This window comes from Streptomyces lateritius (assembly GCF_014649715.1).
In the GTDB taxonomy this organism is placed as follows: Bacteria; Actinomycetota; Actinomycetes; order Streptomycetales; family Streptomycetaceae; genus Streptomyces; species Streptomyces lateritius.
Genome location: NZ_BMTO01000012.1, coordinates 229,907 through 252,842 on the forward strand (window position 1 = coordinate 229,907; position 22,936 = coordinate 252,842).

A 22,936-nucleotide genomic window follows, 5' to 3' on the forward strand; every position below is an offset into this window, starting at 1 on the left:
CGGAACTCCGACGAGGGAGGGAGGGGCGTGCGGGCCGGGGCCTGACGGCCCTCAGGCCCTACCGTCCGGGACTGACGGTCCTCAGGCCCTACCGTCCGGGACGAGGCACCCCGCGGGGTGCTTCACGGCCCCGCGGGGTGGGCTGGTGGAGAGCGATTCCCCGACCCCGCCCCTTCCACCCGAATCTCTGACGAGACCGAGCGCCCACGGACGGGCCCGGGGGCTGACGGCCCCGCGCCCTCGGCGCCACGGTCGCGCCGACACACGGCTGACGGGCCCGAGTCGTCCTGCCGCCTCCGGCGCCACGGGTGGCCCTGCCACGGCAGGACTCACGGTCCCCAGCCTTTCCGGCGCCCCGGCGCAACGGTCGGGCGGCCCGAAGTACCTGGCGGGTCCAGGTCCCGGCGCTTCCGGCGGTAAGCCGAGCGTGCCCGCCGGGCGGCGCGCAGGGGGCGCAGGCGCCGGGCGGCAGGCTTCGGCCCGGCCGCATCGCCCCCCGGTGGGGGCGGGCCCCCGCGCAGAGCGAGCGCCGCGAACCCCACCCCCAAAGCTCAGCTCATCCGCAGCGCCAGGAAGAAGTCCAGCTTGTCCTCCAGACGCGACAAGTCCCTGCCCGTCAGTTGCTCGATCCTGCCCACCCTGTAGCGCAGGGTGTTCACATGCAGGTGCAGGCGCGTCGCGCAGCGGGTCCAGGAGCCGTCGCAGTCGAGGAAGGCTTCCAGGGTCGGGATGAGTTCCGCGCGGTGGCGGCGGTCGTAGTCGCGGAGCGGGTCCAGGAGGCGGGCCGTGAAGGCGCGGCGGACGTCGTCCGGGACGAACGGGAGGAGCAGGACGTGGGAGGCCAGTTCGTGGTGGCCGGCCGCGCAGACGCGGCCCGGCCGGGCGGCGGCGACGCGCCGGGCGTGGCGGGCCTCTTCCAGGGCGCCGCGCAGGCCCTCCGCCGAGTGGACGGCCGCGCTGACACCCAGCGTCAGGCGCCCGTCGTCGGCCAGGCCGGACGACAGCGGCTCCCGTACCGTCGCCAGCAGCGCGTCCGCGTGCAGGCCGAGGCCGGCGGCCTGGCCCTCGTCCTCGCTGTCCGGGAGGGGGCCGACGGGCAGCGGGACCAGGGCGATGGCCTCGTCGCCGTGGTGGGCGACGGCGATCCGGTCGGCGGAGTCGGCGCCCATGGTCGCCGGGTCGACCAGGATCTCCTCCAGGAGCGCCTGGGCGACCGGGCCGCCGTCCACGACGCCCGACCCGCTCTCCGGGTCCCACTCCACGCGGGCCACGACGACCTGCCAGTGCGGCGCCGTCCCGAGCCCCGGCAGCAGTACGGGCGCGGCCACCCGCAGGCGGGCGGCGATCTCGGCGGGCGCGGCGCCCGTCTGGACCAGTTCGAGGACCTCCTGCGCGAGCCGGCGCCGTACCGTACGGGCCGCGTCGCGCCGGTCCCGTTCCACGGCGATCAGCTGCGTGACGCCCTGGAGCAGGTCGAGCCGGGCCGCCGGCCAGTCGCTCGCGTCCGCCTCGACGGCCAGCAGCCAGTCCGAGAGCACCGTTTCGCGCACGTCGCGCGAGGCGGGCGCGGCGCCGCGCCCGGTGTTGCGGATCGGGAAGAGGGAGTACGTGGTTCCGCCGGTGGTCAGCCGGTGCGGGCCGCGCCGGCCGGTCCTGGTCGCGGCCAGGTGCTCGCCGGCCAGGGTGGCGGCGAGACCGCTCTCCAGCGGAGCCCCCGCGCCCGCGATCTGGCGGCCGGTGGGGGACAGGACCCAGGCCCGCAGGTCCAGGTCGGAGCCGAGGAGGTCGAGGACGACCTCGGGGCCGCCACCCGCCGGCCCGGAGGTCATCAGGCGCCTGTGCCGATCGACGACGGCCGCCAGATCGCCCGCCCGCTCGCCGGAGACCTGTCGAACGACGTACTCGGTGATCGTCGCGAACGCAACGGACTCGTTCACCGCGAACAGAGGCAGCCGATGGCGCGAACACGCCTGTACGAGATCGTCGGGGATGTCCCCGAGCTCGGCCTCGCCGGCCGCGAGCCCGGCGACCCCGGCGGAGGCCAGAATCCGGACGAACGGCTCGGCGTCCTCCGGCACCCGGTACCAGGCGAGCCCGGTGAGGACGAGCTCACCTCCCGCGAGATACCGGCTGGGGTCCTTCAGGTCCGTCGTCATCACGCCCCGTACGGAGCGGTCCAGCTCGTCCTCACCGCCGAGCAGGCGCAGCCCCAGCGCGTCGGTTTCCAGCAGTGCGCGCAGCCGCATCTCGTCGCCGCCGTTCCTTCTCGTCATTCGCGAAAACTTGTCGCGTTGTCGTCGGTGGCCCGCGGCCACCGTTTCCAGGGGAAAACGGCGAGGTTACCGAGCCCCGCCTTTCGTTCGAATCTACAAGACGACGATGGTCACCAGCCAACTCCTTCATGTTTTCGGTGACTGCACCCGGGCGAGACCTGGCTTGTGTACTAGGCCACACATCGCGTGAACAGCACATGAACACGAAATCGAAGTCGAGGGCCGGCCGTCCCCCCGGGCCCGCGCGACGGACCCCCGATCACTAGAAGCACTAGAAGAGAGCCACCATGGACTTCCTTCGCCCCGCCAGCTGGGAGGAGGCGCTCGCCGCCAAGGCCGAGCACCCCACGGCCGTGCCCATCGCCGGTGGCACCGACATCATGGTCGAGATCAACTTCGACCACCGGCGCCCCGAGTACCTCCTGGACCTGAACCGTATCGAGCTCCTGCGCGAGTGGGAGGTCGGCGAGGAGAACGTCCGCCTCGGCGCCTCCGTTCCGTACACCCAGATCATGGAGCAGCTGCGGGCCGAGCTGCCCGGCCTGGCGCTGGCCTCGCACACGGTGGCCTCGCCCCAGATCCGCAACCGCGGCGGTGTCGGTGGCAATCTGGGCACCGCGTCCCCGGCCGGTGACGCGCACCCCGCACTGCTCGCCGCCGGTGCCGAGGTCGAGGTCGAGTCGGTGCGCGGCAACCGGTTCATCCCGATCGACGAGTTCTACACGGGTGTGAAGCGCAACGCGCTCCAGCCCGACGAGCTCATCAAGACCGTCCACATCAAGAAGGCGGACGGCCCCCAGCAGTACTCCAAGGTCGGCACCCGCAACGCGATGGTCATCGCGGTCTGCGCCTTCGGCCTGGCCCTGCACCCGGAGACCCGGACCGTACGCACCGGCATCGGCTCGGCCGCGCCGACCCCGATCCGGGCCAAGGAGGCCGAGGAGTTCCTGAACGCGGCGCTGGAGGAGGGCGGTTTCTGGGACAACGGCAAGATCATCACGCCGTCGATCGCCAAGCAGTTCGCCGACCTCTGCTCGGCCGCCGCCAACCCCATCGACGACGTCCGAGGCACCGCCAAGTACCGCCGCCACGCCGTCGGAATCATGGCTCGCCGCCAGCTCGGCTGGACCTGGGAGCAGTACCGCGGCGCCGACCGCACGCTTGAGGGAGCTGCATAACCATGCGCGTCAACTTCACCGTCAACGGTCGCCGGCAGGAAGCCGACGACGTCTGGGAGGGCGAGTCCCTCCTCTACGTTCTGCGTGAGCGCCTGGGTCTGCCCGGCTCCAAGAACGCCTGCGAGCAGGGCGAGTGCGGTTCCTGCACCGTCCGTCTCGACGGCGTGCCGGTCTGCTCCTGTCTCGTCGCGGCCGGTCAGGTCGAGGGCCGCGACGTCGTCACCGTCGAGGGCCTGGCGGAGTACGCCAAGCAGCGCGAGGAGCACGGTGGTTGCGCCTCCGGCGCCTGCGGCACCTCGCTCGACGCGGCCAAGAAGTGGGAAGCGAAGCCCGGTCAGGACTCGCAGACCGGCGAGGGCGTCGAACTGGCCCCGATCCAGCAGGCGTTCATCGACGCCGGCGCCGTGCAGTGCGGTTTCTGCACTCCCGGTCTGCTGGTCGCGGCCGACGAGATGCTGGAGCGCAACCCGTCCCCGACGGACGCGGACATCCGCGAGGCGCTCTCCGGCAACCTCTGCCGATGCACGGGTTACGAGAAGATCCTCGACGCGGTCCGCCTCGCGGCCGCTCGCCAGGAGCGCCAGGGAGAGGCGGTCTGACATGGCTCAGAACACACGCACCGTTCCGGTGGGCACGCCCACCGAGGTCACCCAGAACCACACCAAGGGCGGCGTCGGCGAGTCCACTCTCCGCCCGGACGGCACCCTCAAGGTCACCGGTGAGTTCGCCTACTCCTCGGACATGTGGCACGAGGACATGCTGTGGGGCCAGATCCTGCGGTCCACGGTCGCGCACGCCGAGATCGTGTCCATCGACACCTCCGAGGCCCTCTCGATGGACGGCGTCTACGCCGTCCTGACGCACGAGGACCTGCCGGCCGCGAAGAACTACGGCATGGAGTTCCAGGACACCCCCGTCCTGGCCTACGGCAAGGTCCGCCACCACGGTGAGCCGGTCGCCCTCGTGGCCGCCGACCACCCGGAGACAGCGCGCCGCGCCGCCGCGAAGATCAAGATCGAGTACAAGGAGCTGCCCCTCATCACCGATGAGGCCTCGGCGCTCGCCCCGGACGCGATCCTGGTCCACGAGAACCGGGACGACCACCACTCCGGCCACGTGCCGCACCCGAACATCGTGCACCGCCAGCCGATCTTCCGCGGCAACGCCGACGAGGCCGCCAAGAAGGCCGACGTCATCGTCAAGGGCGAGTACACCTTCGGCATGCAGGACCAGGCCTTCCTCGGCCCCGAGTCGGGCCTCGCCGTGCCCGCCGAGGACGGCGGTGTCGACCTGTACGTCGCCACCCAGTGGCTGCACTCGGACCTCAAGCAGATCGCCCCCTGCCTCGGCCTGCCCGAGGAGAAGGTCCGCATGACCATGGCCGGGGTCGGCGGCGCGTTCGGCGGCCGCGAGGACATCTCGATGCAGATCCTCGCCTCCGTCCTCGCGCTGCGCACCGGCAAGCCGGTGAAGATGGTCTACAACCGCTACGAGTCCTTCTTCGGACACGTCCACCGGCACCCGGCGAAGCTCTACTACGAGCACGGCGCCACCAAGGACGGCAAGCTCACGCACATGAAGTGCAAGATCGTCCTGGACGGCGGCGCCTACGCCTCCTCCACGGCCTCGGTCGTCGGCAACGCCGCCTCCCTCTCGGTAGGCCCGTACGTCATCGACGACGTCGAGATCGAGGCGGTCGGCCTCTACACCAACAACCCGCCCTGCGGCGCCATGCGCGGCTTCGGCGCGGTCCAGGCGTGCTTCGCGTACGAGGCCCAGATGGACAAGCTCGCCGCCAGGCTGGACATGGACCCGGTGGAGTTCCGCCAGATCAACGCCATGGAGCAGGGGACGATCATGCCGACCGGCCAGCCGGTCGACTCCCCGGCCCCGGTCGCCGAGCTGCTGCGCCGTGTCAAGGCCCGCCCGATGCCGCCGGAGCGCCAGTGGGAGACCGCGGGCGAGGGCCCGGACGTCCGCGCGCTGCCGGGCGGTCTCTCCAACACCAGTCACGGCGAGGGCGTCGTCCGGGGTGTCGGCTACGCGGTCGGCATCAAGAACGTCGGTTTCTCCGAGGGCTTCGACGACTACTCGACCGCCAAGATCCGCATGGAGGTCATCAACGGCGAGCCGGTCGCCACGGTCCACACGGCCATGGCCGAGGTCGGTCAGGGCGGGGTCACCATCCACGCCCAGATCGCCCGCACGGAGCTCGGCGTCCAGCAGGTGACCATCCACCCCGCCGACACCCAGGTCGGCTCGGCCGGTTCGACCTCCGCGGGCCGCCAGACGTACATGACCGGCGGCGCCATCAAGAACTCCTGCGAGATCGTCCGCGAGAAGGTGCTGGAGATCGGCCGGCGCAAGTTCGGCTCGTACCACCCGGCATGGGCCACCGCCGAACTCCTCCTGGAGGGCGGCAAGGTCGTCACCGACGGCGGCGAGGCCCTCGCCACCATCGCGGACGTCCTCGAGGACCAGGCCGTGGAGGTCGAGGAGGAGTGGCGGCACCGCCCCACCCAGGCCTTCGACCTCGTCACCGGCCAGGGCAACGGGCACGTCCAGTACGCCTTCGCCGCGCACCGCGCGGTGGTGGAGGTCGACACCGAGCTCGGCCTGGTCAAGGTCATCGAACTGGCCTGCGCCCAGGACGTCGGCAAGGCGGTCAACCCCCTCTCCGTGGTCGGCCAGATCCAGGGTGGCACCACCCAGGGCCTGGGCGTCGCGGTGATGGAGGAGATCATCGTCGACCCGAAGACCGCGAAGGTGAAGAACCCGTCCTTCACGGACTACCTGATCCCCACCATCCTCGACACGCCGACCATCCCGGTCGACTACCTCGAGCTGGCGGACCCGAACGCCCCGTACGGAGTACGTGGCATCGGTGAGGCCCCGACCCTGTCGTCCACCCCGGCCGTCCTCGCGGCGATCCGGAACGCGACGGGCCTGGAGCTCAACAAGACGCCGGTCCGCCCCGAGGCGCTCACCGGCACCCTGTAGGACTCTCCGGGCGGTGCGTGCCTCCCAGGAACGTCACACTTCCCCGCCCGCACCGCCCGGAGCAACCCCAGCGGTACCAGCACCACCCCCGCAGTACCCGCAGTACCCGCAGTACCCGCGTCACTGATCCACCCAGTTCGTCTCGGGCCGTCCCCCGGGTCGTGCAGCCCACGCAGCATCCCAAATCCCGCAGCTTCTCTGACTTCCCAGTCCTATGCGGGTGCCCCTTTGAACCTTGGGAGTAGGCCCCATGACCCAGTCGTCAGTGGAGCCCAAGACCGCCTCGGAGGACGCGGGCCCCGGCTCGAACGTCCCCGCCGGCCGCTCTTGGCTCGACCGGTACTTTCACATCTCGGAGAGAGGATCCACCGTCGCGACGGAGATCCGCGGCGGCGTCACCACCTTCATGGCGATGGCGTACATTCTCCTGCTCAACCCCCTGATCCTCGGCGGCAAGGATGTGGCCGGCAACGTCCTCAGCCAGCCCGCCCTCATCACCGCGACCGCGCTCGCCGCCGCCGTGACCACTCTCCTGATGGGCTTCTGGGGCAAGGTCCCGCTCGCCCTGGCGGCCGGTCTCAGCGTCTCCGGTGTGATCTCCTCGCAGGTCATCGCGGTCATGACCTGGCCGCAGGCCATGGCCATGTGTGTGGCCTACGGTGTGGTGATCTGTCTCCTGGTGGTCACCGGCCTCCGCGAGATGATCATGAACGCGATCCCGCTGGCGATCAAGCACGCGATCACCATAGGCATCGGCCTCTTCATCGCGATCATCGGCTTCGTCAAGGCCGGCTTCGTCCACGAGAACCCCGCCCCCGGCGGTGGCCCCGTGGCGCTCGGCCCGGCCGGTGAACTCATGGGCTGGCCGGTCCTCATCTTCGCCGTCACCCTCCTGCTGATCTTCGCGCTGCAGGCCCGCAACGTCCCCGGTGCCATCCTCATCGGCATCGTCGCGGGCACCGTCATCGCCATGATCGTCAACGCCGTCGCCGACATCCCGGCCAAGGGCGCGGGCGCCTGGTTCGCCGGCGCTCCGGAGCTCAACGGCAGCGCCGTCTCCGCACCGGACTTCTCGCTCATCGGCGATGTGTCCTTCAGCGGCTGGGGCGACGTCGGCTACATCACGATCACCATGATCGTCTTCACCCTGGTCCTGGCCGGCTTCTTCGACGCCATGGCCACCATCATCGGTGTCGGCTCCGAGGCCAACCTGGCCGACGACAAGGGCCGCATGCCGGGTCTCTCCAAGGCCCTCTTCATCGACGGCGCCGGCGGTGTCATCGGCGGCGTGGGCGGCGGCTCCGGCCAGACCGTCTTCGTCGAGTCGGCCACCGGCGTCGGCGAGGGTGCCCGCACGGGCCTGTCCTCCGTCGTCACCGGCGTCTTCTTCGCGGCCTGCCTCTTCTTCACCCCGCTCACCGCGATCGTCCCCGCCGAGGTCGCCTCCGCGGCCCTGGTCGTCATCGGCGCGATGATGATGCAGAACGCCAAGCACGTCGACTGGAGCGACCGCTCCGTGGCGATCCCGGTGTTCCTCACCGTGGTCCTCATGCCGTTCACGTACACCATCACCACGGGTGTCGCGGCCGGTGTCATCTCCTACGCCGTCATCAAGGTGGCGCAGGGCAAGGCACGCGAGGTGGGCGCCTTCATGTGGGGCCTGACCGCGATCTTCGTGGTGTACTTCGCGATCCATCCGATCGAGAGCTGGCTCGGCGTCGGCTGACGTCGCACCGCCGCCCTCCCCACACGCATCGAGGAGTTCGACATGCTGGACATCGCCGAAGAGCTGCACCGGTGGGTCGAGCAGGGACGCACGTTCGCCGTCGCCACCGTGGTGGCGGTCGGCGGCAGCGCGCCCCGGCAGCCGGGCGCCGCACTCGCCGTCGACAGCGACGGCACGGCGATCGGATCCGTCTCCGGCGGGTGTGTGGAGGGCGCGGTCTACGAGCTGTGCCAACAGGCTCTCGAGGACGGCAAGACCGTCGTCGAGCGTTTCGGGTACAGCGACGAGGATGCCTTCGCCGTGGGTCTGACCTGCGGCGGGGTCATCGACATCCTCGTCACGCCGGTCCACGGCGGGGTCCTCCCCGCCGCACTGGCGGTGGCGGCGGCCAAGGCGCCGGCGGCCCTGGCCCGGATCGTCTCCGGGCCCGAGGAGCTGATGGGGCGGGCGCTGCTCGTCCGCCCCGACGGTTCGTACGAAGGGGGCCTCGGCGGCCACCCCGAGCTGGACCGCACCGCGGCGGACGAGGCCCGCGCCATGCTGGACGCCGGCCGGACCGGCACCGTGGAGATCGGCGAGGACGGCAGCCGGTGCGGCCGGCCGCTCACCCTCCTCGTCGAATCCTCCGTCCCCGCACCCCGCATGATCGTCTTCGGCGCGATCGACTTCGCCTCCGCGCTGGTCCGGGTCGGTAAGTTCCTCGGCTACCAGGTGACCGTCTGCGACGCGCGCCCGGTCTTCGCGACCCCGGCCCGCTTCCCCGATGCCGACGAGATCGTCGTCGAATGGCCCCACCGCTACCTGGAGTCGACCGACATCGACGCGCGGACCGTCCTGTGCGTGCTCACCCACGACGCCAAGTTCGACGTCCCCCTCCTGGAAGCCGCCCTGAGGCTTCCCGTCGCCTACATCGGCGCGATGGGCTCCCGCCGCACCCACGAGGACCGCAACAAGCGCCTGCGCGAGGTCGGCGTCACCGAACTCGAACTGGCCCGGCTGCGCTCCCCGATAGGCCTCGACCTCGGCGCCCGCACCCCGGAGGAGACGGCGCTGTCCATCGCCGCCGAGATCGTCGCCAACCGCCGCGGCGGTTCCGGTGCCTCCCTGACGGGCGCCCACACCCCGATCCACCACGACGGCCCGCGCGCACCCGCCGGACGGATAGGTTCCGTCGCCTGACCTCGCCTGACCTCGCCTGACCTCGCCTGACTTCGCCCGGAGCTGGCCTGATCTGATCCGCCCGACCGGGGCTCGAGGCGGGGAGCGCTAGGGTCCGCAACATGGACATTCGTGACGTACCAGAAGCGCATCTCGACCGGGCCCTCGACCTCGCGTACCTCGTCTTCCACGAGCGTCCGGAAGAGGAGAAGCGCAAGCACCACCGTGAACTGCTGATGCCGTGCGAGCGGATCGGGGCCTACGACGGCGAGACGCTGGTCGGCTTCGTCGCCGCCCACCGCTTCACCCTCTCCGTGCCCGGCGGTGATCTGCCCTGCCCCGGCCTGACCTTCGTCTCGGTCGCGCCCACCCACCGGCGCCGCGGCGTGCTCTCCGCCATGCTCGCCGAGCTGTACGCCCGGTGCGCCGAGCGGGCCGTGCCGATCGCCGCGCTCTGGGCCTCCGAGGACGCCATCTACGGCCGGTTCGGATTCGGGTCCGCCACCCAGGGAGCCTCCGTCGAGATCGACTCCCGGCGCCCCCTCGCCCTGCGCATCGACCCGGACGAGCGTCCCCTGCGGCTGATCGACCCGGCCGACGCGCCCGCCGCCATCGGCCCGTTCTACGAGAGCACGCGCGTTTACCGGGCCGGCCGGATCGCCCGCGACCAGGAGCGGTGGAGCGGTGAATGGCTCCCCGACGAGGCCGAGGAGGACGACGCGCTCTCCCCGCCCCGGATCGTGGCCCTCGGCGAGCCGATCGCCGGCTACGCCGTCTACCGCACCAAGGGCGAGAACGAGGACGCCGGTACGCCCGCCCTGGTCCGCGTCGACGAGGTGGAGGCCGAGACCCCCGCCGTCGCCGCCGCGCTCTGGCGCTACCTCGCCTCGATCGACCTCACCGACACCGTCCGCGCCTGGGGCAGGCCGCTCGACGACCCCCTGTTCCTCTTCGCCGCGGACCGCGACCAGGTGAAGGTGACCAGGGTCAGCCCCGCCCTTTGGGTGCGGCTGATCGATGTCGGCGCGGTGCTGACCGCGCGGAGCTGGGCCGCCCGGGCCGAGCTTGTCCTGGAGGTGCGCGACAACCGGATCCCGGCCAACTCCGGCCGTTTCCGCCTCACCACGGACGCCGCCGCCGGGGGCGCACGGTACGAGCCGACCGTCGACCCGGCCGACCTCGCCCTCGACGTCCGGGACCTCGGCGCCTGCTGCCTCGGCGGCACCCGGGTCGTGGACCTGGTCGCCGCGGGGCTGGTGGAGGAGCACACCCCGGGCGCGGCCGAGGAGTTCGACCACGCCCTGCGGACCGCCCGGCTCCCGCACACCGACGACGAGTTCTAACGGATCAGGCCACGGAGGTGCGCGCAGGCCTCCGCCTCCGTGGCGTGCGTGGCCACCGGCTCGTGCACGCCCCGTTCGTACACCCCCGTCTCCCAGCCCCCGCCGTCCGGCGCGCTGCGCAGGTATACGAAGTCCGGTGGGGTGGGCGCCGGTTCGTGGACGCCCTCGATCCAGTAGTGACCATCGGGCACCCCGGCCTCGCGGAGTGCCCGGGCCAGCAGGGAACGGTTCAGGGAACGGTTCACGTGGTGACGGGCTTGAGGTAACCGTGGTCGAGGAGCCACCTGACGTTCAGCCGCTGACCCTCGCCCGGGTTCAGGAAGGCGGGGTCCAGCTTGATCTGGCGGCCGCCGCCAGGCTGCTCGAACCAGGGGGCGATCCCACCCTCCCAGACGGTGAACGGCTTCGTCACCTCGTACAGGTGGTAGTCGCAGGGGAAGGCCGCGTCCCGGGTGTTCAGGTTCTGCGGCGGGAGCGCGCGCTCGGCGTACAGATCGCCGGCCGGCGCGAGGTACGCGCCGTACTCCGAGCCGAAGCGGTCCAGCCGCTCGCCCTCTTCCAGGACGTCCGGCGCCTTGTCCAGCTCGCCGTTGACCTCCGCGAAGCCGTCGTTCGGCGGGTATTTCCAGCTGCCGGTGTCGGCCGGGCCCTCCCAGTACTTCTTCAGGAAGTCCGCCGACGAGAGCTTCCCGGTGCGCTGGTAGTGACGGAGCAGCGGACCCACCGGCTCCTGCTTCTTCTTCGGCAGGTACCTCGGGCCGAGCCGCTTGTCGCCCTCGAACTCGCCGGTGCACGGCGCGGGCGGCACGACGGCCGTCGACCGGGCCGCCGCGGAGGCTGGGGGTCCCCCCTGCTCGAAGGGCGTGGGGGAGGGTGCGGCCTGCGCCGCGGGGGCGGTCGCCAGCGCCGCGGTGACGCCCATCGCGGCGAGTACGGCACGGATCCTCAGGTCGGTACGGCTGCGCTCCACGAGGCGGTCTCCCTGGGTGTCGGGCACGGTCGATGCCAGGCAGACAGTAGTGGATCATATGCGAAGAGTGACTAAAGAAGGGCGCGTATCGGCCAGAAGCCGCAGAGGAAGGGCGGTTCAGCCCTTGCGCAGGCCGTTCAGGAGCAGCTCCGCCAGCTGTTCGTACGCCTCCGCGTCGGCGAGTCCGGTCGTCGCGGCGACCTGTCGCTGCTGGATGCGGACCATGACGGAGGCGATGACATCGGCCGCGAAGGTCACGTGGACCTCGCGGAAGACGCCGGCGGTCACGCCCTCCTCGATCAGCTGCTGCACCCGGCCCGCCGCCGCCCGCGTGTTGCGTTCGTAGACCTCGGCGGCCGGCTCGAAGGCGGCGACGTCGTCGAAGAACCGGGGGGAGACCGGTGCCAGTTCCGCCGCGACCGCGCGCAGATACGCCGCCAGGCGTTCCGCCGGCTCCTTCTCGGCCGCGAGGACCGCCTCGACCCGGGTGGTCGCGCGCCGGAAGAAGTGGACCACCGCCGCCCGGACGAGCTGTTCCTTGCTGCCCGCCAGGCCGTACAGGGTGCGCTTGGAACAGCGCAGCCGGGCGGCGAGATCGTCCAGGGTCAGCTGGGCGAAGCCCTCGCCGACCAGGAGGGCCACCAGCTCCTCGAACAGGGCGGACCGGCGGGCCGCGCCGCGGCCCGTCAGCTTCGGAGCGTCGGCGGCTGAGGTCTCGATCACCCGAACAGTATGCCGGTCGACCCGTTCCGGGGGTTACGGGAGGCCCCTTCTGCGCTACTCTCAACGGTACTGCCGTACCGCCCCCAGTACCGCTTTGGCGGTGCTGAGTGTCACTGGAGTCGCCATGGATGTCGACCGCCTGCTTCCCACCCCCGAGGCAGCGGACCTCATCGCCCTCACCCGGGAGATCGCCGACAAGGAACTCTCTCCCCGGGTGGACGAGCACGAGGCCGCCGAGACGTACCCGGAAGGTCTGTTCACCACACTCGGAGAGGCCGGACTGCTCGGCCTCGCGTACCCCGAGGAGTTCGGCGGCGGAGGCCAGCCGTACGAGGTGTACCTGCAGGTCCTGGAGGAGCTTGCGGCCCGCTGGGCGGCCGTCGCCGTCGCCACCAGCGTCCACACGCTCGCCTGCCACCCCCTGCACTCCTTCGGCACCGCGGAGCAGAAGGAGCGCTGGCTCCCCGCGATGCTCGCGGGCGAGACCATCGGCGGCTACAGCCTCTCCGAGCCCCAGGCCGGTTCCGACGCCGCCGCCCTCTCCTGCAAGGCCGAGCGCACCGACGACGGCGCGGCGTACCGCATCACCGGCAACAAGGCCTGGATCACCCACGGCGGCAAGGCCGGCTTCTACGCCCTGTTCGCCCGCACGGCCCCCGGCAGCCACGGCATCTCCTGCTTCCTCGCCCCCGGTGCGGCCGACGGCCTCACCTTCGGCAAGCCGGAGCGGAAGATGGGCCTCCAGGCCGTCCCCACCACCTCGGCCCACTGGGACGGAGCGCTGCTCGACTCCGACCGGCTCATCGGTGACGAGGGTCAGGGCCTCCAGATCGCGTTCAGCGCGCTCGACTGCGGCCGCCTCGGCATCGCCGCCTGTGCCACCGGGCTGGCGCAGGCGGCCCTCGACGCCGCCGTCGACTACGCCAACGAGCGCACCACCTTCGGCCGCCGGATCGTCGATCACCAGGGCCTCGGCTTCCTGCTCGCCGACATGGCCGCCGCCGTCGACTCCGCCCGCGCCACCTACCTCGACGCGGCCCGTCGCCGGGACCTCGGCCGACCCTTCAGCCGGCAGGCCAGCGTGGCCAAGCTGATCGCGACCGACGCCGCCATGAAGGTGACCACGGACGCGGTACAGGTACTCGGCGGGTATGGCTACACCCGCGACTTCCCCGTCGAGCGCTACATGCGCGAAGCGAAGATCATGCAGATCTTCGAGGGGACGAACCAGATCCAGCGGCTCGTCATCAGCCGCGGGCTCGCCCGCTGACCGGCTCGACCGCCACCCCGCTCGACGACCCTTCGCACACGCCACTCGACGATCCGCTCGACGACCCTTCGCACACGATCGAGGAGTTCCATGGACATCGCCGGCTCCGCCGCGCTCGTCACCGGCGCCGCATCCGGCCTGGGTGCCGCCACCGCCGCCGCCCTCGCCGCCCGGGGCGCCACCGTCTACGGCCTGGACCTGGACAAGGCCGTCGCCGCGGCGGGGCCGCTCCCCGAGGGCGTCACCCTGCTCGCGGCCGACGTCACCGAGGAGGAGCCGGTCCGCGAAGCCCTCGCCCGGATCGAGGCGGACGGCGCCGAGCTGCGGCTCGCCGTCAACTGTGCCGGGATCGCCCCCTCGGCCCGCGTCCTGGGCCGCAAGGGACCGCACGACCTCGACCTCTTCCGTACGGTCCTGAACGTCAACCTGCTCGGCACGTTCAACGTGATGCGCCTGGCCGCCGAGGCCATCGCCCGTCAGGAGCCGGACGAGAACGGCCAGCGCGGACTCGTGGTCAACACCGCCTCGATCGCCGCCTTCGAGGGCCAGGTCGGCCAGATCGCCTACGCCGCCTCCAAGGCGGGCGTCGCCGGCATGACCGTCACCGCCGCCCGCGACCTCGCCCAGTTCGGCATCCGGGTCGTCACCGTCGCCCCCGGCATCGTCGACACCCCGATGATGGCCGGATTCAGCGAGGAGATCCGGGCCGGACTCGCCGCGAGCGTCACCTTCCCGCAGCGCCTGGCCAGGCCCGACGAGTACGCCCGGCTCGTCACGATGATCGCCGAGCACGACTACCTCAACGGCGAGACGATCCGGATGGACGGCGCCCTGCGCATGGCCGCCCGCTGACCCTTGCTCCGGCTGCGCGACGCTGACCTGGCCCATGGCACCAAGTGCCGCTGCGAGAGGGGTCCGAGTGTTAGGTTCGGGGCATGAGTACCCTCCCCGCCAAACCCTCGATGCGTGACTCCCTCGTCGCGGCGGCCTTCCAGCTCTTCCTGGAGCGCGGCTACGAGCAGACGACGGTCGACGACATCGTGAAGACCGCGGGGGTCGGCCGGCGCTCCTTCTTCCGGTACTTCCCGTCGAAGGAGGACGTGGTCTTCCCCGACCACGAGCAGTGCCTCGCCGACATGACCGAGTTCCTCGCCGCGAGCGCGGACACCGACGACCCGATGGCGCGGGTCTGCGACGCCGCCCGGCTCGTGATGCGGATGTACGCCGAGAACCCCACGTTCTCCGTGCAGCGCTACCGCCTCACGCGCGAGGTCGCGGGCCTTCGGACGTACGAGCTCTCGGTCGTGTGGCGGTACGAGAAGACTCTCGGCGACTATCTGCGGAGCCGTTTCGCCGACCGCCGCGACGGGACCCTGCGCGCCAACGTGGTCGCCGCCGCGGTGGTCGCCGCGCACAACCACGCGCTGCGGCACTGGCTGCGCTCGGGCGGCGAGGGCGACCCGCTGGCCGAGGTGGACCGGGCCCTGGAGTTCGTCCGGGACACCTGGCGCCCGGACGGCGCAGCCCCCGAGACGCCCGCCGAGGAGGCCGAGGACGTCGTCGTGGTGATCACCAAGCGCTCCACCCCCATGTGGCGCGTGGTGCGCGAGGTGGAATCGAGCCTCGGTGAGGGCTGAGCGGACCCTCGCCGCACCCGCAGGGATCTCAGTGTCTCGAATTGAGGGAACTCAGGTCTTTATTTGATGGCACTCAGTGCCATATCTTTGCTCCATGCACGGTCGAGCCGCCGAGTGCAAGGAGAAGGCATCGTGTTCCACACGGGACTGAGGAACGCAAGCGCCGTCCGGACCGAGGAATCGGCCACCGGCGCCGAGCTCTACTTCCAGCGCTGCCGCTGGTGCCACACCACGACATTCCAGCGCCTGCTCTGTCCGACCTGCGGGTCGACCGACCTCGCGCCCGAGCGCAGCGAGGGAGAGGGCGTGATCTCCGTACGCCGCGGGGTCACCGCGGCCGACGCCGACCTGTGGCCGGTGCACATGACCGAGGGCTTCGTCGTCCGCTGCCGGGTCGACGGACCGCTGCACGCGGTGCGCCCCGGGGTCCGGGTCAAGCTCTCCCCCGGGGTCTCGGCGTCCGGGTGTCAGCCGGTCGTCCGCCTCTGCGAGGAGGTCCCCCTCGACGGCTGGATCTGAGAGCGCAGAGGCCGGACAACAAAGACCGGGCGGTGGCACAGAGTGCCACCGCCCGGTCTTTCGTCTGGAGCGAGAAGGCGGCTACCGCGCGCCGATCTCGTCGGTCAGCTGCGGCAGAACGGCGAACAGGTCGCCGACCACGCCGTAGTCGACCAGGTCGAAGATCGGGGCCTCCGGGTCCTTGTTGACGGCCACGATCGTCTTCGAGGTCTGCATACCGGCCCGGTGCTGGATCGCGCCGGAGATGCCCGCCGCGACGTACAGCTGCGGTGAGACCTGCTTACCGGTCTGGCCGACCTGGTTGGAGTGCGGGTACCAGCCCGCGTCGACCGCGGCGCGCGAGGCGCCGACCGCCGCGCCGAGCGAGTCGGCGAGCTTCTCGACGACGCCGAAGCCCTCGGCCGCGCCGACACCACGACCGCCGGAGACGACGATCGCCGACTCGGTCAGCTCGGGGCGGCCGGTGGAGACGCGCGGGGTGCGCGAGACGACCTTGGCGGCGTTGCCGGTGAAGGCGACGGTCACGTTCTCGACCGTACCGGCGGCCGGGGCGGCCTCCGGGGCGGCGGAGTTGGGCTTGACGGTGATGACCGGGACGCCGTGCGAGACGGTCGACTTCACCTGGTACGAGGCGGCGAAGACGGACTGCGTCGCGACGGGGCCGCTGTCGCCGGCCTCCAGCTCCACGGCATCGGTGATGAGGCCGGAGCCGAGCCGCAGGGCGACGCGGGCGGCGACCTCCTTGCCCTCGCCGGAGGAGGTCACCAGGACGGCGGCGACACCCTTGTCCTGGGCGATCTGGGTGAGCGCGTCGACCTTCGGCACGACGAGCTGGTCGGCGAACTCGGCACCGTCCGCGACGTACACGGTGGCCGCGCCGTACTCGCCGGCCGTGGCGGCGATCGACGCCGCCGCCTCGCCGGCGCCGAGCACGACCGCCGAGGGCTCGCCGAGACGGCGTGCCAGGGTGAGCAGTTCGAGCGCCGGCTTGCGGACCGCACCGTCGGCGTGGTCCACGAGAACCAGGATCTCAGCCATGATTCATTGCTCCTGAAACGGTGAACGGTGAGCGGTCAGATGAACTTCTGCGAGGACAGGAACGCGGCCAGCTGCTTGCCGCCGTCGCCCTCGTCCGTGACGATCGTGCCCGCGGTACGGGGCGGGCGCGCGGTGACCTCGCCGACCTGGGTCCAGGACCCGGCCAGACCGACCTCGTCGGCGTCGATGCCGAGGTCGTCCAGGTCCAGCTCCTCGACCGGCTTCTTCTTGGCGGCCATGATCCCCTTGAAGGAGGGGTAACGGGCCTCGCCGGACTGGTCGGTGACCGAGACGACGGCCGGCAGCGGGGCCTCCAGGAGCTCGGTGGCGGCGTCGCCGTCCCGGCGGCCCTTCACCAGCTCACCCTCGACCGAGACCTCGGACAGCAGCGTCACCTGGGGCAGGTTCAGCCGCTCGGCCAGCAGCGCCGGCAGCACGCCCATGGTGCCGTCGGTCGAGGCCATGCCGCAGATGACCAGGTCGAAGCCGGTCTTCTCCAGCGCCTTGGCGACGATCGCGGAGGTGCCGATCACGTCGCTGCCGTGGATGTCGTCGTCGTTGACGTGGACGGCCTTGTCGGCGCCCATGGACAGCGCCTTGCGCAGGGCGTCCTTGGCGTCGTCCGGGCCGACGGTGATGACGGTGACCTCGGCGTCGTCGGACTCCTCCGAGATGCGCAGCGCCTGCTCGACCGCGTACTCGTCGAGCTCCGAGAGGAGGCCGTCGACCTCGTCACGGTCGACGGTCAGGTCGTCCGCGAAGCCGCGGTCGCCGGTCGCGTCGGGTACGTACTTCACACAGACAGCGATCCTCAGGGTCACGGCCTGGCTCCTTTCAAGTGGCAGACGGTTACGGGAGGTTGCGGGCCATGACGATGCGCTGGACCTGGTTGGTGCCCTCGTAGATCTGGGTGATCTTGGCATCGCGCATCATGCGCTCGACGGGGTAGTCACGGGTGTAGCCGTAGCCGCCGAGAAGCTGGACGGCGTCGGTGGTGACCTCCATGGCGACGTCGGAGGCGAAGCACTTGGCCGCGGCGCCGAAGAACGTCAGGTCGCTGTCGACGCGCTCGGACTTGGCGGCGGCGGCGTAGGTGAGCTGGCGGGCGGCCTCGAGCTTCATGGCCATGTCGGCGAGCATGAACTGCACGCCCTGGAAGTCGGCGATCGGCTTGCCGAACTGCTTGCGCTCCTGCACGTAGCCCTTGGCGTAGTCGAGGGCGCCCTGGGCGATGCCGATGGCCTGCGCGGCGATGGTGATCCGGGTGTGGTCCAGGGTCTTCATCGCGGTGGCGAACCCGGTGCCCTCCGCGCCGATCATCCGGTCCGCGGGGATCCGCACGTTGTCGAGGTAGACCTCACGGGTCGGGGAGCCCTTGATGCCGAGCTTCTTCTCCGGGGCGCCGAAGGACACGCCCTCGTCGCTCTTCTCCACGACGAACGCGGAGATGCCCTTGGAGCGCTTCTCCGGGTCGGTGACGGCCATCACCGTGTAGTACTCCGACACGCCCGCGTTGGTGATCCACCGCTTGACGCCGTTGAGGACCCAGAAGTCGCCGTCACGGACCGCGCGGGTCTTCATGCCGGCCGCGTCGGAACCGGCGTCCGGCTCCGAGAGGCAGTACGAGAACATCGCCTCGCCCCGCGCCAGCGGAGCGAGGTACTTCTTCTTCAGCTCCTCGGAGCCGGACAGGATCACCGGCAGCGAGCCGAGTTTGTTGACCGCGGGGATCAGCGAGGAGGAACCGCACGCGCGGGCGACCTCCTCGATCACGATCACGGTCGCCAGCGCGTCCGCCCCCGCACCGCCGTACGACTCCGGCACGTGCACCGCCTGCAGGTCGGCCGCGACGAGCGCCTCCAGCGCCTCCTGGGGGAACCGCGCTTCCTCGTCGACCGCCGCGGCGAACGGCGTGATCTTCGCCTCCGCCAGCGCACGCACCGTCTCCCGGAGCATGTCGTGCTCTTCCGACAGTCGATACAGGTCGAAGTCATTGCCCATGATCGTGAGCTCCCCTAAACGCTTTTGGCACTGAGTACCCTCAGCAAAACACACTCAGTGCCATGATGCCAGTGCCTTGGGTCAGACCCCACGTCGGGCGGTCCAGGCACCGGGTCGTCGCTCCTGGGGGCGCACGTGATCAGTGGTCCTGCCGTGCTCCGTACTCGAGCCGGCGAGGAGACGCCGGGCCGGCGTTCTGGTCGGCGAGCGAAGCGCCGGAGCCGGTCAGGGTGAGGGGGACGCCGATGCTCTGGCACATCCGCCGCGCTCGGGCGACGGCGCTGAGCGTCGCGGGGGTCGTCTCGCCCGCGGGCAGCTCCAGGGTGACCTCGGCGGGCTGGTGGGCGTACACGAGGGCTTCGATCTGCAGTGCCGCCGCCGCGCGGTTGGTGATGTCGAGGTGCTGGTTCAGCGTGACGTGCAGGGTGCCCTCCCGGGCGATATGGCTGATCAGCATGTTCGGTCTCCCGTTCGGGCCAGGACAGCACCGCAGGGGCGGCTCGGGGATGAGCGGCGCCCGGACCCCAGTGTCGCCGACGGGACGCGTGGAACTCCGACGGCGTGCGGGGACTCACCGGGGATCTTGCGGGCGCAGAAATGCGGTGTCGGCCGTCGCGGGGAGAGGATGGGAGGCGTCGGGAGTTCCGGGCGGCGCGGGCGCCGGCAGCAGTCGGCGCGGGCCGTCCCCGGCGGGGCGGGTGGAAGGAGTACCGGATGCGCGCGGCCGAATCCTCCCCGGCCCCGGGCCGGCCGGCCACGGGTGGACCACCCCGCCCGGAGGGCCTGCTGGACGTACTGAACGTCGCGGCCGTGGTCCTGGACGCGGACGGACGGGTCATGCTGTGGAGCCCCCAGGCGGAGGAGCTGTTCGGCTACACCGCCGACGAGGCCCTCGGCCGGTTCGCGGGCCGGCTCATGGTCCACGAGCGGGACCTGGAGCAGGTGATCGACCTGTTCGCACGGGTCATGGCGGGCGAGGGCAGCTGGGCGGGCGTCTTCCCCGTGCGCCACAAGGACGGCGGCACCCGGCTGGTGGAGTTCCGGAACATGCGCCTCGAGGACAGCCGTAACGGCGTGTACGCCCTCGGCCTGGCCACCGACCAGGCGACGGTGCGACAGGCGGAGCGAGACCTGGCGCTCTCCACACGGCTGATCTCACAGTCCCCGATCGGGCTCGCCGTGGTCGACACCGACCTGCGGTACGTGACCGTCAACCCGGCCCTGGAGCTCATCAACTGCCTGCCGGCCGCCGAGCACGTGGGCCGCAGTGTCCGAGAGGCCGTGCCCTTCCTGGACGCCGAGGCCATCGAGTCCGCGATGCGCGAGGTCCTGACCACCGGAACCCCGATCATCGACCGCGAGTTCGCCGGACGCACCCCGGCGGACCCGGAGCGGGAGCACGTCTGGTCGGTGTCGTTCTACCGCCTGGAGGCCCCGGACAGGAAGGTGCTCGGCGTCGCGACCTCGGTCGTGGACGTCACCGAGCGGCACCACGCCACCGCCGAGGCCGCGCGGGCACGGCAGCGTCTCGCGGTCGTCGCCGACGCCTCCATCCGCATCGGGACCACGCTCGACCTCGACCAGACCGCCCGCGAGCTCGCCGACGTGTCGGTGCCCGAGCTGGCCGACGTGGCCGCCGTGGACGTCCTCGACAGCATCCTGCGCGGCCGGGCGGCCGCCGCGGCGGTGGACGAGGGCTCGGCCGTCTTCAGGGCGCTGGCCCTCGCCTCCGCCTACCCCACCGACGCGACCCGTGCGGCGGACCCACCCGGGGAGGTGGCACGCTACGACGCCGACCGGCTCGTCACCCGGTGCGTCAACACCGGCCGCCCGGTCCGTGTGCCCCACGTGGCGGCCGAGGACCTGATCCGGATCGCCCGCAGTCCCGAGGCCGCGGCCCAGCTGGCCGACGCGGGACTGCACTCGTATCTCGCCGTTCCGTTGATCGCCCGCGGCGAGGTCCTCGGCGCCCTCGACCTCAAGAGGACCCGCAACCCGGAACCGTTCACCGCGGACGACGAGACCCTGGCCGGGGAACTCGCCGCACGCGCCGCCGTGTGCATCGACAACGCCCGCTGGTACCAGCAGGCCCGTGACACCGGCCTCACCCTCCAGCGCAGCCTCCTGCCGCAGCGGCCACCGAATCCGCCGGGCCTGGAGATCGCCTACCGCTATCAGCCCGCCCAGGCCGCCGACGAGGTCGGCGGCGACTGGTTCGACGTCATCCCCCTGATCGGCGAGAAGACCGCCCTCGTCGTCGGTGACGTCATGGGCAGCGGCATCAGCGCCGCCGCGACGATGGGCCAGCTCCGTACCGCCACCCGCACGCTGGCCGAACTCGACCTCGACCCCGCCCAGGTGCTCCACCACCTCGACCGGCTCACCGACCGCATGGAGCAGACCATCACCACCTGCATCCACGCCGTCTACGACCCCCATGGCGCCACGTGCGTCATCTCCAGCGCCGGGCACCTGCCGCCGGTGCTGCTGCGTCCGGGGAGACCGCCCGAACTGCTCGACCTGCCCACGGGCGCGCCCCTCGGCGTCGGCGACGTCCCCTTCGACACCACCACGGTCGCTCTGAATCCCGGAGACGCCCTGGTCCTCTACACCGACGGGCTGGTGGAGACACGCGACCGGGCCATCGACGAACGACTGGAGACCCTGGTCGCCCTCCTCGCCCAGCCGCTGCGCTCCCTGGAGGAGACCTGCGACATGCTGCTGCGCTCGCTGCGGCACCCGGGGAACCACGACGACGTCGCACTGCTCATCGCCCGGGTCGTGGCACCGGGGCAGTGATCCGTGCTGGTCACGCGGGTGCGCTGACCGGGCCGGTGCGTCGACTCAGCCGGGGTTCTCGTCCGGCCCGGCCGCGGCGCGGCGGTATTCCGCGTTGATGCGCTGGGCCTCCTCGAGCTGGTCCTCGAGGATGACGATGCGGCAGGCGGCCTCGATGGGGGTGCCCTGGTCGACGAGTTCCCGGGCGCGGGCCGCGATCCGCAGCTGATACCGGGAGTAGCGCCGGTGCCCGCCCTCGGAGCGCAGCGGCGTGATCAGCCGCGCTTCGCCGATGGCGCGGAGGAAGCCGGGCGTGGTGCCGAGCATCTCCGCCGCCCGGCCCATCGTGTAGGCGGGGTAGTCGTCGTCGTCGAGTCGGCCGCCGAGCGCATCATCCGCTGTCATCTGCACCTCTTCCTGGGGAACGCGTCGAGGGGCCTTGGTGCCGTACGGCACCAAGGCCCCGAAGGAAATTCAACACCATCTGTCGGCCCTAGTGCTGCGCCGACCTTCTGTTTCCGCCGTCACGCCCTGGAGAAGGGCGGGAGTGCGGGGATCGCGGATGCGTGACCGGGGACCACCTTCCAATCCGGGGTCTTGCGGTACCCGGGCCGAATCGTCGCTGCCCGGGCGATCCTGATGGCGCTCGTTCCTCCGTTCTCGCTCGTTGAACACGTGGTCTGAACCGCTTCCCGGCAGTTCGTCTCTGCCGGGCTCTTCCGATCTTGGGTACAAGAGAAACCGTAGCTCCATCGGGACCCAATGTCTACTCCCGCCAAGGTAGATTTTCGGGTGGTCGACGGTAAGGAATCGCCTTCGAACGGTCTGGGGGAGAGACGTGAGGCCCCGCCGCCCCGGCCACCGGCGCGGCCCGAATAGAATCAGTGCTCATGTCGAAGCCTGACGAGTTGCTCGTTGACATCGCCGCCATGGTGGAGTCCGGGCAGAGCAACCAGATGTCCCTCACCGTGGTCACGGGCGGCGCCGTCATCACGGGTCGGCTCGCCCCCGAAGCCGTCTGGAGACAACGTGTTTCGGAGGTCCTGAACGATTCGGAGCGACTGAGCGAGTTCTCCGGCATCTTCGGTACCACGACGCGTACCACCAAGGGGGAGGACGGGCCGCCCAGGCATCTGCACTTCCACGTCGCCCGGATCCTGCAGGGCACCGTGGGGATCCCCGAGACGGGGGGGATGTACCGCGTCTCCATCGATGACGTCACCGCCTGGACCGTGGGCGACTTCAGCTACTCCGACCACTGATCCGCCGACCCTGATCCACCACGACGGAGGGCCCGGCCTGCGTGCGCAGGCCGGGCCCTC

The 22,936-nt window shown here is 71.2% G+C and carries 21 protein-coding genes; 12 read left to right on the plus strand and 9 right to left on the minus strand.

All coding sequences use genetic code 11. From position 1 onward, the window contains the following. Window positions 1–551: 551 nt before the first annotated feature. Window positions 552–2,246, minus strand: coding sequence for a PucR family transcriptional regulator (locus IE136_RS24590; RefSeq protein ID WP_158994814.1), 1,695 nt, complete (start codon window positions 2,244–2,246; stop codon window positions 552–554). A gap of 314 nt (window positions 2,247–2,560) precedes the next feature. Here IE136_RS24590 and IE136_RS24595 point away from each other — a divergent pair, with 314 nt between their 5' ends. From IE136_RS24595 to IE136_RS24620, 6 genes are all read left to right on the plus strand, one after another. After that, window positions 2,561–3,451, plus strand: a complete 891-nt coding sequence (locus IE136_RS24595; protein WP_189601431.1) for an FAD binding domain-containing protein — start codon at window positions 2,561–2,563, stop codon at window positions 3,449–3,451. A gap of 2 nt (window positions 3,452–3,453) precedes the next feature. Then, window positions 3,454–4,050 carry a (2Fe-2S)-binding protein gene (locus IE136_RS24600; protein ID WP_158991763.1) on the plus strand — a complete coding sequence of 199 codons (597 nt, stop codon included), beginning with the start codon at window positions 3,454–3,456 and terminating at the stop codon, window positions 4,048–4,050. A 1-nt stretch (window position 4,051) separates the two neighbouring features. Next, a complete protein-coding gene (locus IE136_RS24605; RefSeq protein ID WP_189601432.1) occupies window positions 4,052–6,451 on the plus strand; it encodes a xanthine dehydrogenase family protein molybdopterin-binding subunit in 2,400 nt (799 codons plus the stop codon). 250 nt (window positions 6,452–6,701) lie between these two features. Next, window positions 6,702–8,177: an NCS2 family permease gene (locus tag IE136_RS24610; RefSeq protein WP_158991767.1), complete on the plus strand. Its 1,476-nt coding sequence runs from the start codon at window positions 6,702–6,704 to the stop codon at window positions 8,175–8,177. Between the two features lie 42 nt (window positions 8,178–8,219). Then, complete coding sequence (locus tag IE136_RS24615) at window positions 8,220–9,356, plus strand: XdhC family protein (RefSeq protein ID WP_189601433.1); 1,137 nt, start codon at window positions 8,220–8,222, stop codon at window positions 9,354–9,356. Window positions 9,357–9,457: 101 nt separating this feature from the next. After that, on the plus strand, window positions 9,458–10,678 hold the full coding sequence (locus IE136_RS24620; protein ID WP_189601434.1) for a GNAT family N-acetyltransferase: 1,221 nt from the start codon (window positions 9,458–9,460) through the stop codon (window positions 10,676–10,678). Here IE136_RS24620 and IE136_RS24625 read toward each other — a convergent pair. The 3 genes from IE136_RS24625 to IE136_RS24635 all read right to left on the minus strand — a co-directional run bounded on the left by IE136_RS24625 (window position 10,675) and on the right by IE136_RS24635 (window position 12,371). Further along, on the minus strand, window positions 10,675–10,911 hold the full coding sequence (locus tag IE136_RS24625) for a hypothetical protein (RefSeq protein ID WP_158994816.1): 237 nt from the start codon (window positions 10,909–10,911) through the stop codon (window positions 10,675–10,677). The two genes, IE136_RS24620 and IE136_RS24625, sit on opposite strands and share 4 nt — an antisense overlap. Window positions 10,912–10,919: 8 nt before the next feature. Beyond that, on the minus strand, window positions 10,920–11,600 hold the full coding sequence (locus IE136_RS24630) for a TNT domain-containing protein (protein WP_158994818.1): 681 nt from the start codon (window positions 11,598–11,600) through the stop codon (window positions 10,920–10,922). Window positions 11,601–11,765: 165 nt separating this feature from the next. After that, window positions 11,766–12,371, minus strand: a complete 606-nt coding sequence (locus IE136_RS24635) for a TetR/AcrR family transcriptional regulator (RefSeq protein ID WP_189601435.1) — start codon at window positions 12,369–12,371, stop codon at window positions 11,766–11,768. 124 nt (window positions 12,372–12,495) lie between these two features. On the opposite strand from IE136_RS24635, the gene IE136_RS24640 reads away from it, so the two are divergent. The 4 genes from IE136_RS24640 (at window position 12,496) to IE136_RS24655 (ending at window position 15,797) form a co-directional block, all read left to right on the plus strand. Further along, window positions 12,496–13,641 (plus strand): acyl-CoA dehydrogenase family protein, encoded by a 1,146-nt coding sequence (locus IE136_RS24640; protein WP_158991775.1) that lies wholly within the window; start codon window positions 12,496–12,498, stop codon window positions 13,639–13,641. Window positions 13,642–13,731: 90 nt separating this feature from the next. Beyond that, a complete protein-coding gene (locus IE136_RS24645; RefSeq protein ID WP_189601436.1) occupies window positions 13,732–14,493 on the plus strand; it encodes an SDR family NAD(P)-dependent oxidoreductase in 762 nt (253 codons plus the stop codon). A gap of 83 nt (window positions 14,494–14,576) precedes the next feature. Continuing rightward, window positions 14,577–15,278: a TetR/AcrR family transcriptional regulator gene (locus IE136_RS24650; RefSeq protein WP_158991779.1), complete on the plus strand. Its 702-nt coding sequence runs from the start codon at window positions 14,577–14,579 to the stop codon at window positions 15,276–15,278. A gap of 132 nt (window positions 15,279–15,410) precedes the next feature. Further along, the gene (locus IE136_RS24655; protein ID WP_189601437.1) at window positions 15,411–15,797 is read left to right on the plus strand and encodes a zinc ribbon domain-containing protein; all 387 of its coding nucleotides are present in this window, start codon (window positions 15,411–15,413) and stop codon (window positions 15,795–15,797) included. Between the two features lie 81 nt (window positions 15,798–15,878). Here the strand turns inward: IE136_RS24655 and IE136_RS24660 are convergent, their stop codons facing one another. The 4 genes from IE136_RS24660 to IE136_RS24675 form a co-directional block, all read right to left on the minus strand. Beyond that, window positions 15,879–16,835: an electron transfer flavoprotein subunit alpha/FixB family protein gene (locus tag IE136_RS24660; RefSeq protein ID WP_158991783.1), complete on the minus strand. Its 957-nt coding sequence runs from the start codon at window positions 16,833–16,835 to the stop codon at window positions 15,879–15,881. 35 nt (window positions 16,836–16,870) lie between these two features. Then, complete coding sequence (locus IE136_RS24665; protein WP_189601438.1) at window positions 16,871–17,656, minus strand: electron transfer flavoprotein subunit beta/FixA family protein; 786 nt, start codon at window positions 17,654–17,656, stop codon at window positions 16,871–16,873. A 28-nt stretch (window positions 17,657–17,684) separates the two neighbouring features. Next, window positions 17,685–18,836 carry an acyl-CoA dehydrogenase family protein gene (locus IE136_RS24670; RefSeq protein WP_158991787.1) on the minus strand — a complete coding sequence of 384 codons (1,152 nt, stop codon included), beginning with the start codon at window positions 18,834–18,836 and terminating at the stop codon, window positions 17,685–17,687. Window positions 18,837–18,975: 139 nt separating this feature from the next. After that, window positions 18,976–19,293, minus strand: coding sequence for a hypothetical protein (locus tag IE136_RS24675; protein WP_189601439.1), 318 nt, complete (start codon window positions 19,291–19,293; stop codon window positions 18,976–18,978). Window positions 19,294–19,550: 257 nt separating this feature from the next. Between IE136_RS24675 and IE136_RS24680 the strand changes: the two genes are divergently transcribed. Further along, the gene (locus IE136_RS24680; RefSeq protein ID WP_158991789.1) at window positions 19,551–21,635 is read left to right on the plus strand and encodes a SpoIIE family protein phosphatase; all 2,085 of its coding nucleotides are present in this window, start codon (window positions 19,551–19,553) and stop codon (window positions 21,633–21,635) included. A gap of 45 nt (window positions 21,636–21,680) precedes the next feature. Here the strand turns inward: IE136_RS24680 and IE136_RS24685 are convergent, their stop codons facing one another. Continuing rightward, window positions 21,681–22,019: a MerR family transcriptional regulator gene (locus IE136_RS24685; protein ID WP_158991791.1), complete on the minus strand. Its 339-nt coding sequence runs from the start codon at window positions 22,017–22,019 to the stop codon at window positions 21,681–21,683. A 485-nt stretch (window positions 22,020–22,504) separates the two neighbouring features. Here IE136_RS24685 and IE136_RS24690 point away from each other — a divergent pair, with 485 nt between their 5' ends. After that, window positions 22,505–22,876 (plus strand): GvpU-like protein, encoded by a 372-nt coding sequence (locus IE136_RS24690; protein ID WP_158991792.1) that lies wholly within the window; start codon window positions 22,505–22,507, stop codon window positions 22,874–22,876. Window positions 22,877–22,936: the final 60 nt, after the last annotated feature.

What these genes read in the sequence shown, in the direction of transcription:
- IE136_RS24590 (WP_158994814.1), bottom strand. Translation starts at nt 2,246, where the DNA reads ATGCGGCTGCGCGCACTGCTGGAAACCGACGCGCTGGGGCTGCGCCTG.
- IE136_RS24595 (WP_189601431.1), top strand. Translation starts at nt 2,561, where the DNA reads ATGGACTTCCTTCGCCCCGCCAGCTGGGAGGAGGCGCTCGCCGCCAAG.
- IE136_RS24600 (WP_158991763.1), top strand. Translation starts at nt 3,454, where the DNA reads ATGCGCGTCAACTTCACCGTCAACGGTCGCCGGCAGGAAGCCGACGAC.
- IE136_RS24605 (WP_189601432.1), top strand. Translation starts at nt 4,052, where the DNA reads ATGGCTCAGAACACACGCACCGTTCCGGTGGGCACGCCCACCGAGGTC.
- IE136_RS24610 (WP_158991767.1), top strand. Translation starts at nt 6,702, where the DNA reads ATGACCCAGTCGTCAGTGGAGCCCAAGACCGCCTCGGAGGACGCGGGC.
- IE136_RS24615 (WP_189601433.1), top strand. Translation starts at nt 8,220, where the DNA reads ATGCTGGACATCGCCGAAGAGCTGCACCGGTGGGTCGAGCAGGGACGC.
- IE136_RS24620 (WP_189601434.1), top strand. Translation starts at nt 9,458, where the DNA reads ATGGACATTCGTGACGTACCAGAAGCGCATCTCGACCGGGCCCTCGAC.
- IE136_RS24630 (WP_158994818.1), bottom strand. Translation starts at nt 11,600, where the DNA reads ATGGGCGTCACCGCGGCGCTGGCGACCGCCCCCGCGGCGCAGGCCGCA.
- IE136_RS24640 (WP_158991775.1), top strand. Translation starts at nt 12,496, where the DNA reads ATGGATGTCGACCGCCTGCTTCCCACCCCCGAGGCAGCGGACCTCATC.
- IE136_RS24645 (WP_189601436.1), top strand. Translation starts at nt 13,732, where the DNA reads ATGGACATCGCCGGCTCCGCCGCGCTCGTCACCGGCGCCGCATCCGGC.
- IE136_RS24650 (WP_158991779.1), top strand. Translation starts at nt 14,577, where the DNA reads ATGAGTACCCTCCCCGCCAAACCCTCGATGCGTGACTCCCTCGTCGCG.
- IE136_RS24660 (WP_158991783.1), bottom strand. Translation starts at nt 16,835, where the DNA reads ATGGCTGAGATCCTGGTTCTCGTGGACCACGCCGACGGTGCGGTCCGC.
- IE136_RS24670 (WP_158991787.1), bottom strand. Translation starts at nt 18,836, where the DNA reads ATGGGCAATGACTTCGACCTGTATCGACTGTCGGAAGAGCACGACATG.
- IE136_RS24675 (WP_189601439.1), bottom strand. Translation starts at nt 19,293, where the DNA reads ATGCTGATCAGCCATATCGCCCGGGAGGGCACCCTGCACGTCACGCTG.
- IE136_RS24680 (WP_158991789.1), top strand. Translation starts at nt 19,551, where the DNA reads ATGCGCGCGGCCGAATCCTCCCCGGCCCCGGGCCGGCCGGCCACGGGT.
- IE136_RS24685 (WP_158991791.1), bottom strand. Translation starts at nt 22,019, where the DNA reads ATGACAGCGGATGATGCGCTCGGCGGCCGACTCGACGACGACGACTAC.
- IE136_RS24690 (WP_158991792.1), top strand. Translation starts at nt 22,505, where the DNA reads ATGTCGAAGCCTGACGAGTTGCTCGTTGACATCGCCGCCATGGTGGAG.